Here is a 14,282-nt window from a genome sequence, read left to right as displayed (position 1 = left end):
CCCCTTACCGAATCTGGTTGATCAGGGTTGCGCCCTGAACTACCACCCGGTCAAACGGCTTTAATCCGCTGACAACCAACACCCGTTGGCCATCCAGCGGCTCGGTCAATACCACACGGGGCTCGAAAGTTTCCGGTTCCGCTTTCACCCACACAATGGTTTGATTGGCTGCGTTTTTCATCAAGGCACCACTGGATACCGCAATGCCTTCAAATTTGCTGGCCTGCTCGGCATACACCTTCACGAGTTGCCCTGTCGCGAATCGGGCCTTGTCCAGCTTCCGATTCTCAAAGGCCAGTGTGAGCGATTGATCACGCACCGCACCCGCTGCCCCCAAATAATTCAATGCAATTGTTTCATTGCCAGACATTACTTTTGCGCCGCTAAACACAGGGGGCGTTACACCCTCGAACCAGCTTGCATCAATGCGAACCACGCCGGGATTGCTGACTTCAAACACCAAGGCACCCGTTTCAAATACCTTGCCAGACAAGGCATTGCTGCTGGCAACCACGCCGCTTGTGGGCGCTCGCAGTGCTTCCTTCGCACCCACGCCGCCAGCCAAAGCTTCGACCTGCCCCTTCAGGCTTTGCACTTCAGCCTGAGCTGCTTGCTGCTCCTTTTTTGGAATGGTGTCTTGCAGTTGCTGCACACGTTGCAAGCGGCTTTCAGCCAGGCTGAGTTGTGCCCTTAATTGAGCCAGTTCGGCCTGTTGGCTTGCCCTGTCCAAAGGTGCCTGAGTGGCCACCACATAACCCAGAACCTCGCCTTTTTTCACCACTTGCCCAAGCCGTGGCACACCGTTTGAAGGGGCCTCAAACCGCCCACCTGTGCTGGTTTGCACCAAGCCGCCACTTTGTGGGTCGATCACCACCTTGCCATTGAGTTCAATCACCCTGGCATGTTGTTCCAACAAGGCAGGCAGCGTTCGTACATTCAACTGGCGTTGGGCTGGTTTGGGCAGGAACACTTCGCCGGTGGGCAAACGGCGCGGGCCGTCACCTGGCACTACAGCGGCGGCCTCATCGCCATGGTCATGGCCTGGGCCTGACCATGCACTCAATGGGCTCAACAAGGCGCATACAAAAAAAGACAGTGCGAAAGAACGGGGAATGAAACGCTTGCTCATGATCAGTTCACTCCCTTGTTGCGGCGTTTAAAAAACAGCGCAATCAACACCAAGGCAAGCAAAGCCGCCCCGGCCATGGCCATGTATTCCAGCAAGTGCTCGTGTTCTTCATCGGCGTGATCATGGTCGTGATCATCCAACACCAGTTGGCCGGTTAACACATCGCTTTGATCCCCCACCGTGACACGCATTGCCAAATCAATATTCTTGCCGACCATTGAATTGGGCAGCACGGCATCGAATTCGCCCACATTGTGCAATTCAAGCGGCACCGATTCGCCATTCAAAAGAATGGCCAGTTCAGCATTCTCGACCGGTGCATTGGTGGCAGCATGGTCAACAAAAATTTCAAACGTTTGGCCTTTTAAAATGGCCACAGCCTCGAATAAATCGGACTCCATCACCACGCGTGGCGACGCTTCTGATTCAACAAGGGGTGCTTCATCACCGTGGTCATGCCCGGGGCTTGCCGCAGTCATTGCACTAAACGCGACAAGGTAAATTGCAAGAAGTAGTTTTTTCATGGTGCCTGCTCGGGTAACAAACCAAGTGCCTGCCGCAAGGCCGACACTTTGCTTGAATATTCAACAATTGATTTTTTGGCCATGCGCTCGGCCTCGAAGGCTTGCTGTTCAAAGCGCAGCAAAGTAGGCAAGTCTGTTTCGCCCAATGAGAAAGACTGCTGGTACATGGCATACACCTGCTGTGCCAATTGCGCCTGTTCCTGCGCATTGGCTTTCAGTTTTTCAAACCACTGCACATTCGACAAAGCCGCACTGGCCTGTGCTTTCAAGGTGGTTTCTGCGCGCTTCAGTTTTTCTTGTGCCTCTGTTTCATCGGCACGTGCAGCCAACAAACGGCTTTCATGTGCAGCACTGGCCCCCAATGGAATTCGTGTTGAAACCATTAGCGATTTTTCATTGGGTGCGGCAAATGCAGCCCGGTCATTCACCACCGCCAAACCCAACTCCGGGTTCTCGCGGGTTTGAATCGCAACCAGATCGACCTGGCTTTGCAATGCCTGCGCTTCAGTCTGCAAAGCCGCATACGCCGGGTGGGTTTGAATGTCCGCCTGTAAGTTTTCCGGCATCGCCTCGCGGCTGATTGCATTGTTCCCGGTGTTCAGCATGCTGACTGGCAGCCCGGTGACTGCGGTGAACTCGGCGCCCACGGTTGACAAACTGGACAAGGCACGGGTGAACTCGGTCTGTGCCTGCACATGCAAGGCGCTGGCCTGCAGGAAATCTGCTTTGGCCAGGTCGCCCGCATTCACGCGGCGCTCCACGTCGCCCATCAGCTTTTTTGAGCCAAGCAAACGCGCCTGGGCAATGTCAACATCCAGTTGCGCAGCCAGGGTATTCCAAACCACTTGCCGAACCTGACCGGCCAGCTCCAGCTGCTGTTGTCGTTGTCGGCTTTCGCCAGCCTGTAATTGCGCATCTCTTAAACGCTGGGTGTTGCTCCGCTCATTCCAAAGCCAAAGGGGGGCACTGATGCCAATCTCGGTTTCACGCAAACCCTGGTTCTCAAAACTTCGATCGCTGCGATACGAACCTTCCAGCGTCAAAGGGCCTGCGCCAAGGCGATTGGCGTCGCGTCTTGCAGCCTCAAGCGAATCCATGCGCTGGGGCTGGGCACGCACCAACGGGCTGTTGTTCAGGGCCGACTGATAAATTTGTGCAATCGACACACTGGCTTCTTGTGCATGTGCCACTGGGGTTGTGCCCGCGAGAAGGCATGCCCAAAGCACCACGCGCAGTGGTGAATTCATGGTGAAAAACTCCGTGAACAAGTGAAATTCCCCCAGATCAAATGGGGGCACAGGTCAATGCGGGGTCAACACCAATTGGGGCGTTCTATGCGGGTATTGGGGGAGGACGTGTTCAGGGTGGGCTCAAGCGAGTACTCGGCATACTTCAACTGGGGCTCAACACTGTTTAACTGGCTGGAAGGCATGACCGTGCAATGGCCCGGGCAGTGGTGGTGGTGATCGGATTCACTTGAATCCGAGTCGCCGTGGCTGTGGTGTGCATCGCCGTGGCCATGTGAATGGCTGTGTTCATGGCCTGTCTCCAACGCATGAAAGAATTGCCCCTCCGCCATCAGGCTTTGAAGCGGCAACATCAAAATCATGAAGAAAATACACAGCTTTTTCATGAAAGTGAGAGTAACACAGCTTTCAATTCTTGCCCGAATTCTGCGCGAAAGGCGCTGTTTCCCGCAAGCGACCCAGCAGCCGGAGAAGCTGGTCAGGATCGGGTTCGATGCTGCCGGAGAAAACAACCTGCCCGTCGGCCGTTTCCACATGCAAGGTCGGAAACGATTCAATATCGACCCTGTCTTCCCATTCCGGAAAGTCTTCGATGTCGACCCAATGCGCCTGGACGAAGCTCAGCCTTTGGATGGCTTCATTGAATGGCATTTCAAATGCGCGGCAAACACCGCACCATTCTGCGCACAGCAAATACACGTGATGGCGAGTCGACATCGAATCAATCATTAATCCAGTTTATCTGTAAAACCTGCCGCCTTGAATTTCTAGAATCAATTGTGCGCACGAACCACGGTTGAGTTTATTTCAGAACGCGCCTGCCGGATCACGGTGACCGACGATGACAAACCCAGTGACGCCATCAAGGCGGCAACCAGCAGGTCGGGCCAGGCTGCTTGCGTAACGCCGACCAACACAGCGGCACCTAACACAGCCAGATTGCCGATTGCATCGTTTCTGCTGCACAGCCACACCGAGCGCATATTGGAATCGCCATTGCGGTAGCGGTATTGAATGGCAGCCACCCCCACGTTCACGGCCAAGGCCAGCACCGCAACCAAACCCATGGTGGCATACGCTGGCACATTACCCTGAAACGCCGCATACCCCGCGAAAGCCAGCACACCTGTGCCGTACAGTCCCATTGAAATGCCTTTCAGAAGCGCGGCCTTTGCGCGAGTTTGAAGCGCCATGCCCAACACAAACAACGACAAGGCATAGTTGGCAGCATCACCACCAAAATCGAGCGAATCTGCAAGCAGCGACACCGAGCCTGCTGACCAACTGGCGCCCACTTCTATGAAGAACATGGTTGCGTTGGCAATCAGCGCAATCCACAACACTTTGCGAAAACCGGCATCAACTGCGGTGGATTTGGCGGCCTCGTCAGCGGGGCAGTGGTTACAACCGGGCATGAAATTTCCTTGCTTGGTACGTAAAAATTAGCGGAATATAACCACTGTATTAGAAACCCTGACAGGGTGGCAAGGTCAAGCGATTCGTCACTTGTCAATGCATCAACAATCGGACAACTGGTGGCCTCATTCAGAGAAATCAATATGAAACCAATCATGGCAAGTGCATTCACGGCGACGGTGATCGCACAATGAATAATGTGGTGCTTGAATCGATTTTGACCTGCCCGCGCTGCAAAACACGCACGCCGTGCTTAATGCCCACAGACGCATGCCAGTTTTTTTTCCAGTGTGCACACTGCGGTGTTTTGCTCAAGCCCAAGCCGGGCGATTGCTGTGTATTTTGCTCGTATGGGTCCGTGAAATGTCCGCCCATTCAGCAGAATAAATCGTGTTGTTAGGGCACAAGTCCGGGCCCGAAAGGGCCCGAAGCTTTTACCGCTTTATGCGCAAAGTGGGCATACGGCCATGGCCACACCCACGAGGCCAAACACACCAACGGCAGCAGTAAACAATTTAACTTTCATCAAAAAATCTCCTTTAAAAGCAAGTGGGAACGTCCCCAATTTGCATGGTGAACATTCCAGCCACTGGAAGGTCAAGCCCTATTTTTCTCGTTTGTCAGTTGCCGGCAAAATATAGTCTGCAATTAAAAACTCACCTTCAGGCTCACTGGGCTCACCGGCCAGCCTGGCTGCAATTACAGTATTGTTTTCCCGAATGTCGATCAACTTTTTTTCCAGATCAAGAAGACTTTTTTTCAATTGCCGAACTTCAGCCAGTTTTCGCTCAATCAACTCGTCAACCTTGTTTCTTGAACCACAACCGCAGGCAGGGCCTTGGTCGTAATAATCCAGCACCGACTGAATTTCCTTGATTGAAAAATCCAGCTCGCGCGCCTTTTTGACGAAATCAAGCCTCGACAAATCTTCCTGCCCGAACACACGATTCTTGCCCGCAGAAAACCAAGAGTCTGAATCGGCCCGCTTTGGGGCAATCAAACCCTGATCTTCATAGAATCGAATGGTCTTGGGGTTCAAACCAAGCTGTTTGGCAACATCGCTGATTTTCATGGCGTTCAAACTTCGGGCGCGTAAAAGTTATTGATACCCCAAAAACAATCGATGAGCAAATCAGGCCGATTGCGTACACAAGGCATTGCGGACTGCCCACAAACGGTCTTGCCCCCACGCCCCCTGGTTTCCCAGCTTGAAAGAAGGGACACCCCACAGGCCAGCGGCAAACAATTCTTCCCGGTTGGCCGCTGCACGCTCACGCCAGGCCTCATGTTGCAAAGCCACCGGTACGCCTTCCCAACGCAAACCAGCCCGTTCCACGATTTTGCGCAAGCCCTTGTCACTGCCAGCGTCAATGCCTTCGGCCCAAACACCTTGCATGAAGGACAACACAAACTCTTGCCCCTTGCTGTGTTGCTCGGCAAAGGGAATCAAAGCCAAACCCCGTTCAATCGGCTTGCCCACAGGGTCGTTCAAACGGCCAAACGGCACGCCGCGCACGTGCGCCTCACGGGCTGTGTCGTACACAATGTATTCGCGCTTGACCTTGGGCACGGGCAGCCCCCGCATCACCATGGGCAACACAAAGCGTAAATTTACTTTCGCACCAGTGCGTTGGCCCAATTCAAAAATGCGCGAAGCCACAATGGCGGAATAGGGGCTGCGGAAAGAAAAGAAAAAATCAATCTCGGGTGGGTTGTCCAGCGGCTTGGCAGTAGCCAGACCATCGTCTGCAGGAAACAGCAAACCAAACACGCCACTGTGCTGCGCACCCAATTCCTGAAGGCGTTGCTCCAGGTGGTACAGGCGATCAATGCCCCAGTACCATTCGCCCTCGTAATACAACATGCCGCCCAGGTAATGGCCCAGTTTTTCTCGCAAGTCATCGGATTGCGTAATGTGGTTTTGCACATCCTGGCTGGACACTGGTTTCAATGCATTGATCTGTTCCGGTGGAATTTGAGTTTCATCCCAAGCCCACAGCCATTGCCCCACCAAGGCGGCATATTTAGCAAATTGCCCCATTCCGATGGCCCCCACCAGTGTGTGCGTTGCCTGCTGAACCCGATCAGCCTCGGGTTGTTTACCCGGGTCGGTGAAATTCAAACCATGGTGCTTTGCCAGCAAGGCAGCATCAAAACGGCTGTAGGCCACCAGCTTGTCCCGCTCAGGCGCTGCGGAATCGGGCGGGGGGCTGACCACGTGGGGTAATAATTCAATGTTGTAACGCGCCAGGAAACGCGGCAGGGCCTGCGCCACCAAATGGCTGTAAGGGTCGTCAATTTGGTGAAAGTAGTGAAGCTGGTGCGGGCGGCCAGATGCCAACCTGAGTTTTTCAGCCTTGGCACGCTTGGCCAGCAGCGTGCTGCGTGCAAAGCGCTGTTGAGTAATCATGGGCATCAGCAGGGTTTTTAAACTCATGGTGCCACCTTTAAAATTTTACATACTGTCAATATTAAGCTGATTTCACAGGTTTTCCATACAAGGCCTGCTCAATAAAGTTTTTTTGCACGCTGGGGCGCGGCACTTTTTGATCAAACCAGCTGCGCACGTTTTGATCCAGGCCAATGCCGTGCATGTAGTTGTACAAGGCGCGGTTCAAACCTTCGCCCAAAGCAGCATGGTCAACACCCGTGGGGTCGACAAAGCCAATGTCGTTCTTCGCAAATGTGCCGGGCGGCATGGGCAATAGCTTGATGCCATATTCTTCCGGGTTTTTGCCCACAGGCGAATGCACCGTGCAGGCAAAGCGGTGAAAGTAGCCCGATTGAATGCAGCCCTCAGCGAACAGTTGCCGCACGTACTCCAAAGCATCCACCGTGTCTTGCACGGTTTGAGTAGGGAAACCATACATTAAGTAGGCATGCACCAGCACACCTGCGTCGGTAAAGCCTTTGGTAACACGGGCCACTTGCTCGACTGAAACCCCCTTCTTCATCAAATTCAAAAGGCGGTCGGACGCCACTTCCAGCCCGCCGCTAATCGCAATGCAACCGCTGTCGGCCAGTAATTGGCACAACTCGGGCGAGAAGGATTTTTCAAAACGAATGTTGCCCCACCAGGAAATGGACACATTCCGTGCAATCAACTCCTCTGCCAAAGCTTTCAGGGCTTTGGGTGGGGCTGCTTCGTCCACAAAGTGAAAACCGGTTTGCCCGGTTTCAGCCACAATCGCTTCAATTCGGTTCACCAGCTCAGTGGCTGTGGCGTTTTCGTAGCGCGAAATGTAGTCGAGCGACACATCACAAAAGCTGCATTTTTTCCAGTAACAGCCATGCGCCACGGTCAGCTTGTTCCAGCGCCCATCGCTCCACAGGCGGTGCATGGGGTTCAGCATGTCGAGCAGGCTTAAGTAGCTGTGCAGTGGCAAACCATCCCAAGTGGGGGTGCCCACATCGCCAAACGGCACATCGGGTTCAGCCCAGTTGGTGTACTGCACCAAACCCTGCGCATTGCGGGTGAAAGTGCGCACCAAACGCTGTGGCCCGCGTTTGCCTTGCAGGTGTTCGATCAGGCAAAGCAGGGGGCGTTCACCCGAATCAAGGGTTACAAAATCGACAAAATCGAACAGGCGGGGCTCGGCCAGCTCACGCAGCTCGGTGTTCACATAGCCGCCGCCCAAAGCAATTTTTACGTTGGGGTTTTCAGCCTTGATGGCTTGCGCCATGCGCAAAGCCGCGTACACAGCGCCTGGAAATGGCACGGAAAGCAACACCAGTTGCGGCTGCTGGCGCTTGAATTCCTCAAGCGTAAGCTGCACCAAAATTTCATCAATCAAGGTGAAAGGTTGTTGCAACGCACCGGCCAAGGGATCAAAACTGGCTTGGCTGCCCGCCAGCGATTCCGCGTAGCGCACAAACTCGAAACGTTCATCCACCGCATCGGCAATGACATCGGCGAGATCGTTCAGGTACAGGGTTGCCAGGTGGCGGGCTTTGTCTTGCGCCCCCAGGGCACCAAAGGCCCACGCCAGCGGGTCGCCGCCTTCTTCGTCCACGTACACATCCAGCGCCTCAAACCGTGGGCCTTCGGGCAAGAAGGCACGGCTGTTGATGCGGTGGGCCAGGGTGGAATCGCCACCTTGTAAAAAACGAATGGTGGGGGCAATGGTGGCGCGGTAGCGGCTGAACTGGTCCATAAACAGGGCCACGCGTTCGGTCACTTCCTCGTACTGCTCAATTTCTTCGGCAATGCGGTCTAGCCCTTGCGGCGAGAACAACCTGAGCACCAAGCCCAGCGCAATATCCGACTGCACAGCATCAATGCCCTGCTTGCGTAAAAAGCCGGTAATGTAGGCGGTGGATGGATAAGGCGTGTTGAGCTGCGTCATCGGCGGGATGAACGACAACACACGGAAAGCTGTAGACACAATGAAACCTTTAGCGGAACGTGGCTAGATTCTACACCGGGTGGAAAATGTGGGCTTGCATAAGCAGCTGGTAATACAATGGGCAAAAACCTGTCATTGAAAAAAACATGATCCAGAAACTGACCGTATTTTCCAAAGCACGTACACCAGAAGAATTTGATCGCCCCCGGCCCGACCGGCTTGAAAAAGGCAACCCCTTGCGCACCACCAGGAATCATTATGAAAAAAACGGTGTCAGTGCGGGCCTGTGGGCTTGCGAAACAGGCGCGTGGCGTATCGCATTTGCGCAGGGCAAAGACGAGTTTTTTCATGTGATTGAAGGGCGCATTCAGATTACCAATGCAGCTGGGCAGGCCGAACAGTTTGGCCCGGGCGATGCCGGTGTAATACCTGCTGAATTCACTGGCGTGTTTGAAGTACTTGAGCCTGTGCGCAAACATTACGTGATCGTTGACCGCGCGGCGGTGCAGTAATATGGCGGCGCTTAACCCCGGCGAATTCAGCCAAAACATTCAATTGGGCATTGAAGTGGTAGCCACACTGGCCTTCGCACTCAGCGGCATTCTGGAAGGTGCGCGCAAACGGCTCGATGCCGTGGGCGTGTGTGTGGTGGCGTTTCTGGCCGCATTTGGCGGCGGTACGCTGCGCGATTTACTGCTCGATGTACGGCCCTTTTTCTGGGTGAAGTACATTGAATTGCTGTGGGCCGTGTTCGTGTTGTGCATCATCGCCATGCTGTTTATGCGGCAACGGCATTTCAGGTTCACGGAAAAAGCCATTCTATGGCCCGACACTTTGGGGCTTGGCCTGTTTACCGCAGCGGGTGTATTTGCATCCATTCAAGCGGGCATGCCCAGTTTGGTGGCCGTGTTCATGGGTGTAATCACCGGTGTGTTCGGCGGTGTGCTGCGCGACATTGTGTGCAATGAAATTCCGCAAGCCTTTAAAGACCATCGCCCCTACGCCATTTGCGCCTTCTTCGGTGGTTGGGCCTACATTGGCCTGCGTGAACTGGGCAACCCTGCTTATGTCAACCTGCTTGGCTGCGTGCTGGTTACTTTGGGCTTGCGTGCATTTGCCGTGTGGAAGGATGTGCGGATTCCGGCGTGGCGTAATTAGCCGATGCGCTAGAGCCGCCTCATCTGCAAATGCCTTGGGGAATTTCATTCATGCCAGCTAATTACATGTGATTAGCTAGCACTACCTATTTTTGATTGAACCGGCCATTGTTCGTTAAGGTATTTGGTCCACAACAATCGGCCCAGCCATACCGCATGCAAAATTGCCAATCGTTGCAGGATTTTGTACCCGACGAAAAAACCAAAGACGCTTTGCGAACCATTGCATCCAAACAGCAAATGGGAAATCTTCTCGGCCCACTGATTACCTCTGCCGTGTTGATCAATCTCTTCTCAGGCGCGTTGGTCAGGGGTAGTCCGTCGTTCACCACGTTTACAAACTCTGTTCGACTTACAGAAGAAGTCGCTGGAAGCTCGGTCACTGGATCTGCTTATAATATTTCGCAAACTGACTGGATTTCCTGGGCGACGACACTCCAAAAATTACCGTCCATTACACGCAGAGTTATCGAAAAAGAAGCAGAATTAATGCTTCTTCATTACGAACTTAACTATGACCGCCAGCACGTTGTCTTTTGGAGAAACTTTCTTGAAGGCTGTTAAATTCGTTTGTCAATCCATGCTGCTTTCAGCCACAGTGTTCAGCTGCGCAGCCCATGCATTTGAATCTCGTCTGAAAGAAGAAATTCAGCAATATGAATCTACGCATTCAATGCAAATTGAGTATTGTGGCGACATGGCAAAAAAGATTGGCCCCATTACGCTGGACCTAACTAAGCTGAACGGGCCAGATTTCAACAAAGCGATGCTGCAAACCGCTTTGGCCCGGATCAGCCAAGGCAGTGTTGCAACCTGCGAACGCGAAACCCTTTTACCGTTGGTGAATGCACTGACAACGTTTCGCCTGCGGGTTGTGGCGCAGCATCCTTTCATGCCAAAGGTTGAGGAATTACTCAACTTACTACTGCCCACCCTTGACGATCTTGACTTGCGTGAACGCTATGACACTTTGCCGGATGCATACAAAGGCGAGCTGGAAATTCAGCTTGTTGGCAAACTGTACTCCATTCGCCAAATTAAGAACTTTGCTGAAATACGAGCAAAGTTGAAGTAGTCGTTCTAAAACAAACCCATGGCCAAACCACTTGCAAATGCCGCCCCTAAATCTCGGCAACGTTGCAAATCAGCAGGGTTAATGGTTTTGGGCGCAAGAATTTCATCTTTCGTTTGCGCATGCGTGCACACAATTGTCGACGGTGCCATTTCAGTTAAACGCCAACCCGTGGCAATGCGCTGAATTTGCTTCACTGCGCCTTGTCCATCGCTGCCCGCGCACACAAGCGCGGTGTAAGGGCGACCATTGATTTGGTCCAGCGCCGCATAATAAGTTCGGTCGAAAAAGTCTTTCATCAACCCTGCCACGCTGCCCAAAGTTTCAGGCGCGATGAACACATAGCCATCTGCTTGTAAAACATGATCTGCATTCGCTTCACTGGCGTGAAGAAGCAGGGTGCGCGTTGCCTCCTCCGAGGTTGCACCTTCAGCCACAGCCTGGGCCATGGATTTGGAGCCGCCTGTGATGGAGTGGTAAATGATGAGGAGGGTTTTCATGGTCAAGACATGGCCTTTAGTTTTTGTGCAGCTTGCTCCAAACCACCCAACACAGTATTTGCCACATGGCTGGAAAAGCCATCGGGCAGCTGCCGTTTAACCTGCTCTATAACGGAGGGTGTACGTGCCAGCAAATCTTCAATCAAAGGCTCCATATTCTCCTCAAAGCCCAATTGTTGCACTGTGCTATTAAAATGCCGCCGAGCAATTGAATGCATGGTGTAACGGCGGTTTTTTCCAAGCAATGCCATGGACAACCTGACCTGCTGCGGCGACCACTGATTCGGGCCTTTGCCCAACACCGGATAAGCAGACATGACATCGTAAAGCGGGGCCAAGCGGAATCGCCCACGTGGCAACAATTGAATACTGAAATTCTTTGCGTGCCCATCGGGTGCACTCAGCATCCAGAACAACACCTGGCTGGCTATCAAGGTACGAAGATCGGCCGCCGAGTTCTCGGATCGCCGAAGTGTGTCGAACAATACTTTTAATCCAGGGCCGCCATCACTTTCGTATTTAAGCATTGGAGGAACACCGGTCACTTGGCAAAAGTCCTCTTGAGGCAGGCGCATGATCCAGTCACCATTCGGTGCAACTTTTCGATCAAATCGCTCCACGGATAAAACACGCTGGGCACCGAATGTTTCTATCGCCACATTTGCAACAGGCAAACCATAGGCCTTCAACAAGGTCATGCAAAGCCATTCATTGTCTACCGAGGTAGTGAAATCAGCCCGCTGCCCCCCCACCAAGCCCAATGGCAATTTAAGTATGTGCGTGGTAGGGGTTGATCCTTGCGGCATGCACCACTTGCCCTTCCAGCGCAACAAGGCGGTTTTCTCTTGGGCACCGGCGATCGAAATACGCAAGTCTGCATGCGCATTGATGTTCTTGCCAAAGCCGCCAGGCGATACCGTGTCAATCAAAAGACGTTCAATGTCTTTCTTCGTCACCGGCTTGCCTTGCACGGTCTCAATGTTCTCGGGCTCTTCATGCTCGCCCAGCAGTTGAACAGCCCCCACGCAATCGCGACCAATCGCCTTCAACAAATCAAAAGTATCCGTTGATCCGGTTTTGAATCGTTCAGCAACCCGTTTTCGAATTGCTTCACTATCGGGCAATAAATTATCAAAGTAATTTAAAACCTTGTCGCCTTTGATTGGCTGGTTCTGGAGGTTGAACGGCAACGACAAGGACAAGGGTCGCCCAAGTTCAGAGACCTGCCAGGCAGGGTCATACTGAAGCTGCATGTCGCCGCGTGCAGGTATGGTCCAAAAGCCCACACGCTGGCCGTTGGACCAAATGGATAAACTTTGACTGTGCGATTTGCGGCCCATACTACCAATCCGTTTTTGATGATTGACTTGGCCGAACTTCACGCATTCCAATTGACAACTCAAGCCCCAGTACAGCGCACCAATTCATCAACTGGGCAAAGCTAAGTTCCTCAGGGTGTAATTCAAGATGAGACACGCGCGATTGACTAAGACCCAGCTTTTTTGCCAGCTGGGCTTGCGACCATTTGTTTGCTTTGCGGGAGGCCTGCAAAATTTGCCCAAGCTGGCCATTGGTGTTGAGAATGTGCTTTTGATTTTGCATCGCAAAATACCTGAATTACAAATAAATTTAATTTATCTGATATTCAGTTAAATTGCAATTACCTGTTATGCAAATAATTAGTTGGTGAGCTTTTCCGAACTGCGCTGGTTGGTAGGTTTGATTGTTTTGGGTTTGGTACTTGGTTTATTGGCTGCATTGACGTTGTCAATCTGCGCGGTAGTTACCCTGAACAGGGTACAAGTTTGATGGACGTGAGAACACCCCCTAGACTCGTGAAATTGAAAAACTCTTCCCCTGAGGCAATCTCATGTCCAACGTAGCCCTACAAAAACCACTGAACTCAACAATGGTCATTTCCAAATCAGGGATTGAACATATTTCAAAGGACGAAGGCTTTTCCGCAATTCCCTACAACGACATTGCAGGTAATTGCACCGTGGGGGTGGGTATTCTTCTCAGTTACAGCCCATGCACAGAACAGCAAATGAAGACCAAATACGACATGGCCAAGTTAAATGCCACATTTCATGATCGTTTGGAGGAAGCCCAAAAGTACGTTCGGTTTTATGTCAGGGGATCGCAACTAAGCCAAGCGCAATTTGATGCGCTAACAAGCTTTGTATTTAACGTGGGTGTTGGAAATGCGAAGGATGTGCTGGCATTTGCCAACAAAGGCGAGTACCAAAAAGTTGAAAACGAAATGAACCGGTTTGTTTACATCACGGAGAAAGGCAAAGACGGAAAGCCCAGCAAAAAGAAATTCTCGAACGGACTTGCGAATCGCCGCAAGCGGGAAATTGTTCCGTTTCAAATTCAGCCTTGAACCACTGCATCTGCGAGACCCTCACCATGCGTAAATTTGCTTGCATACTTTTTATAGCACTTGCTGCTTGCTCGAATAATTCAGAACCTCAAGCCATACAAGGTGAATGGACTATCAACAAAGAGCTGACTGCCGCACCCATTGTTGGGATCAGCGATGAGGAAACTGCTGGACTAATTGGCGACAAACTATCCATAAGCGCTAAAACAATTCAGTTTCAGAACCAAACTTGTGACTACAGCCGCCTGGAGTCAAATAAACAAAGTCTTTCAGAATTTCTTCAGTTTTATTCGCTGGATACGAATGCAAAGCTGCCAGAGAAGACGAATGTTTTGAGTATGGATTGTGAAGGGGAGATGACGATTAGGCACCTGCTGACCAGTAAGGATAGGCTATGGTTAGTTTGGTATGGAGTTCTATTGGAGGCGGATCGGATTTAGGGGATCGACTGCTTTTCGGCCGGAGCTGACATTCGGATTGACTGATGAAACGTCTGAATTGTTCG

19 protein-coding genes are annotated in these 14,282 nt (G+C 52.3%); 7 read left to right on the top strand and 12 right to left on the bottom strand.

Annotation, left to right across the window (positions count from 1 at the left end; all coding sequences use genetic code 11):
- Nucleotides 1-4 precede the first annotated feature (4 nt).
- The 6 genes from ACVL1J_RS02700 to ACVL1J_RS02675 form a co-directional block, all read right to left on the bottom strand.
- Nucleotides 5-1,129 carry an efflux RND transporter periplasmic adaptor subunit gene (locus tag ACVL1J_RS02700; protein ID WP_341238146.1) on the bottom strand — a complete coding sequence of 375 codons (1,125 nt, stop codon included), beginning with the start codon at nucleotides 1,127-1,129 and terminating at the stop codon, nucleotides 5-7.
- Nucleotides 1,130-1,131: 2 nt separating this feature from the next.
- Nucleotides 1,132-1,653, bottom strand: a complete 522-nt coding sequence (locus tag ACVL1J_RS02695) for a hypothetical protein (protein ID WP_341238147.1) — start codon at nucleotides 1,651-1,653, stop codon at nucleotides 1,132-1,134.
- Nucleotides 1,650-2,900 (bottom strand): TolC family protein, encoded by a 1,251-nt coding sequence (locus ACVL1J_RS02690; RefSeq protein ID WP_341238148.1) that lies wholly within the window; start codon nucleotides 2,898-2,900, stop codon nucleotides 1,650-1,652. The genes ACVL1J_RS02695 and ACVL1J_RS02690 overlap by 4 nt, the downstream gene beginning before the upstream one ends.
- A gap of 65 nt (nucleotides 2,901-2,965) precedes the next feature.
- Complete coding sequence (locus ACVL1J_RS02685; RefSeq protein ID WP_341238149.1) at nucleotides 2,966-3,286, bottom strand: hypothetical protein; 321 nt, start codon at nucleotides 3,284-3,286, stop codon at nucleotides 2,966-2,968.
- A 22-nt stretch (nucleotides 3,287-3,308) separates the two neighbouring features.
- Nucleotides 3,309-3,617, bottom strand: coding sequence for a thioredoxin family protein (locus tag ACVL1J_RS02680; protein WP_491665090.1), 309 nt, complete (start codon nucleotides 3,615-3,617; stop codon nucleotides 3,309-3,311).
- A gap of 56 nt (nucleotides 3,618-3,673) precedes the next feature.
- Complete coding sequence (locus ACVL1J_RS02675; protein ID WP_341238151.1) at nucleotides 3,674-4,315, bottom strand: cation efflux transmembrane domain-containing protein; 642 nt, start codon at nucleotides 4,313-4,315, stop codon at nucleotides 3,674-3,676.
- Nucleotides 4,316-4,506: 191 nt separating this feature from the next.
- On the opposite strand from ACVL1J_RS02675, the gene ACVL1J_RS02670 reads away from it, so the two are divergent.
- Nucleotides 4,507-4,716, top strand: coding sequence for a GDCCVxC domain-containing (seleno)protein (locus tag ACVL1J_RS02670; RefSeq protein WP_341238152.1), 210 nt, complete (start codon nucleotides 4,507-4,509; stop codon nucleotides 4,714-4,716).
- A 204-nt stretch (nucleotides 4,717-4,920) separates the two neighbouring features.
- Here the strand turns inward: ACVL1J_RS02670 and ACVL1J_RS02665 are convergent, their stop codons facing one another.
- Genes ACVL1J_RS02665 through ACVL1J_RS02655 form a run of 3 tightly spaced genes read right to left on the bottom strand, consistent with a single transcriptional unit; the run spans nucleotide 4,921 to nucleotide 8,662 of the window.
- Complete coding sequence (locus ACVL1J_RS02665) at nucleotides 4,921-5,388, bottom strand: MerR family transcriptional regulator (RefSeq protein WP_341238153.1); 468 nt, start codon at nucleotides 5,386-5,388, stop codon at nucleotides 4,921-4,923.
- Between the two features lie 60 nt (nucleotides 5,389-5,448).
- Entirely contained in the window at nucleotides 5,449-6,753 is a 1,305-nt protein-coding gene (locus tag ACVL1J_RS02660; protein ID WP_491665089.1) for a DsbA family protein, read from the bottom strand.
- 34 nt (nucleotides 6,754-6,787) lie between these two features.
- Nucleotides 6,788-8,662 (bottom strand): B12-binding domain-containing radical SAM protein, encoded by a 1,875-nt coding sequence (locus ACVL1J_RS02655; RefSeq protein ID WP_394673693.1) that lies wholly within the window; start codon nucleotides 8,660-8,662, stop codon nucleotides 6,788-6,790.
- Nucleotides 8,663-8,808: 146 nt separating this feature from the next.
- Between ACVL1J_RS02655 and ACVL1J_RS02650 the strand changes: the two genes are divergently transcribed.
- The 4 genes from ACVL1J_RS02650 to ACVL1J_RS02635 all read left to right on the top strand — a co-directional run bounded on the left by ACVL1J_RS02650 (nucleotide 8,809) and on the right by ACVL1J_RS02635 (nucleotide 10,894).
- Nucleotides 8,809-9,174, top strand: a complete 366-nt coding sequence (locus ACVL1J_RS02650) for a cupin domain-containing protein (RefSeq protein WP_491665088.1) — start codon at nucleotides 8,809-8,811, stop codon at nucleotides 9,172-9,174.
- 1 nt (nucleotide 9,175) lies between these two features.
- On the top strand, nucleotides 9,176-9,820 hold the full coding sequence (locus tag ACVL1J_RS02645) for a trimeric intracellular cation channel family protein (protein WP_159569244.1): 645 nt from the start codon (nucleotides 9,176-9,178) through the stop codon (nucleotides 9,818-9,820).
- Nucleotides 9,821-9,927: 107 nt separating this feature from the next.
- On the top strand, nucleotides 9,928-10,383 hold the full coding sequence (locus ACVL1J_RS02640) for a hypothetical protein (RefSeq protein ID WP_491665087.1): 456 nt from the start codon (nucleotides 9,928-9,930) through the stop codon (nucleotides 10,381-10,383).
- On the top strand, nucleotides 10,370-10,894 hold the full coding sequence (locus ACVL1J_RS02635) for a hypothetical protein (RefSeq protein ID WP_341237614.1): 525 nt from the start codon (nucleotides 10,370-10,372) through the stop codon (nucleotides 10,892-10,894). The genes ACVL1J_RS02640 and ACVL1J_RS02635 overlap by 14 nt, the downstream gene beginning before the upstream one ends.
- Before the next feature lie 5 nt (nucleotides 10,895-10,899).
- On the opposite strand, the gene ACVL1J_RS02630 is transcribed toward ACVL1J_RS02635, so the two are convergent.
- Genes ACVL1J_RS02630 through ACVL1J_RS02620 form a run of 3 tightly spaced genes read right to left on the bottom strand, consistent with a single transcriptional unit; the run spans nucleotide 10,900 to nucleotide 12,993 of the window.
- A complete protein-coding gene (locus tag ACVL1J_RS02630; protein WP_341237615.1) occupies nucleotides 10,900-11,391 on the bottom strand; it encodes a flavodoxin family protein in 492 nt (163 codons plus the stop codon).
- Nucleotides 11,392-11,393: 2 nt separating this feature from the next.
- The gene (locus ACVL1J_RS02625) at nucleotides 11,394-12,731 is read right to left on the bottom strand and encodes a type II toxin-antitoxin system HipA family toxin (protein ID WP_341237616.1); all 1,338 of its coding nucleotides are present in this window, start codon (nucleotides 12,729-12,731) and stop codon (nucleotides 11,394-11,396) included.
- Nucleotide 12,732: 1 nt separating this feature from the next.
- On the bottom strand, nucleotides 12,733-12,993 hold the full coding sequence (locus tag ACVL1J_RS02620) for a helix-turn-helix domain-containing protein (RefSeq protein WP_341237617.1): 261 nt from the start codon (nucleotides 12,991-12,993) through the stop codon (nucleotides 12,733-12,735).
- Between the two features lie 268 nt (nucleotides 12,994-13,261).
- Here ACVL1J_RS02620 and ACVL1J_RS02615 point away from each other — a divergent pair, with 268 nt between their 5' ends.
- Complete coding sequence (locus tag ACVL1J_RS02615) at nucleotides 13,262-13,777, top strand: lysozyme (protein WP_159569246.1); 516 nt, start codon at nucleotides 13,262-13,264, stop codon at nucleotides 13,775-13,777.
- 26 nt (nucleotides 13,778-13,803) lie between these two features.
- Nucleotides 13,804-14,217, top strand: a complete 414-nt coding sequence (locus tag ACVL1J_RS02610; protein WP_341237618.1) for a hypothetical protein — start codon at nucleotides 13,804-13,806, stop codon at nucleotides 14,215-14,217.
- Nucleotides 14,218-14,282: the final 65 nt, after the last annotated feature.

Source organism: Limnobacter sp. G6BE5S (genome assembly GCF_058448965.1).
The sequence above is the reverse complement of the archived record's forward strand: the minus strand, read 5'-3'. Positions and strand labels throughout refer to the sequence as shown.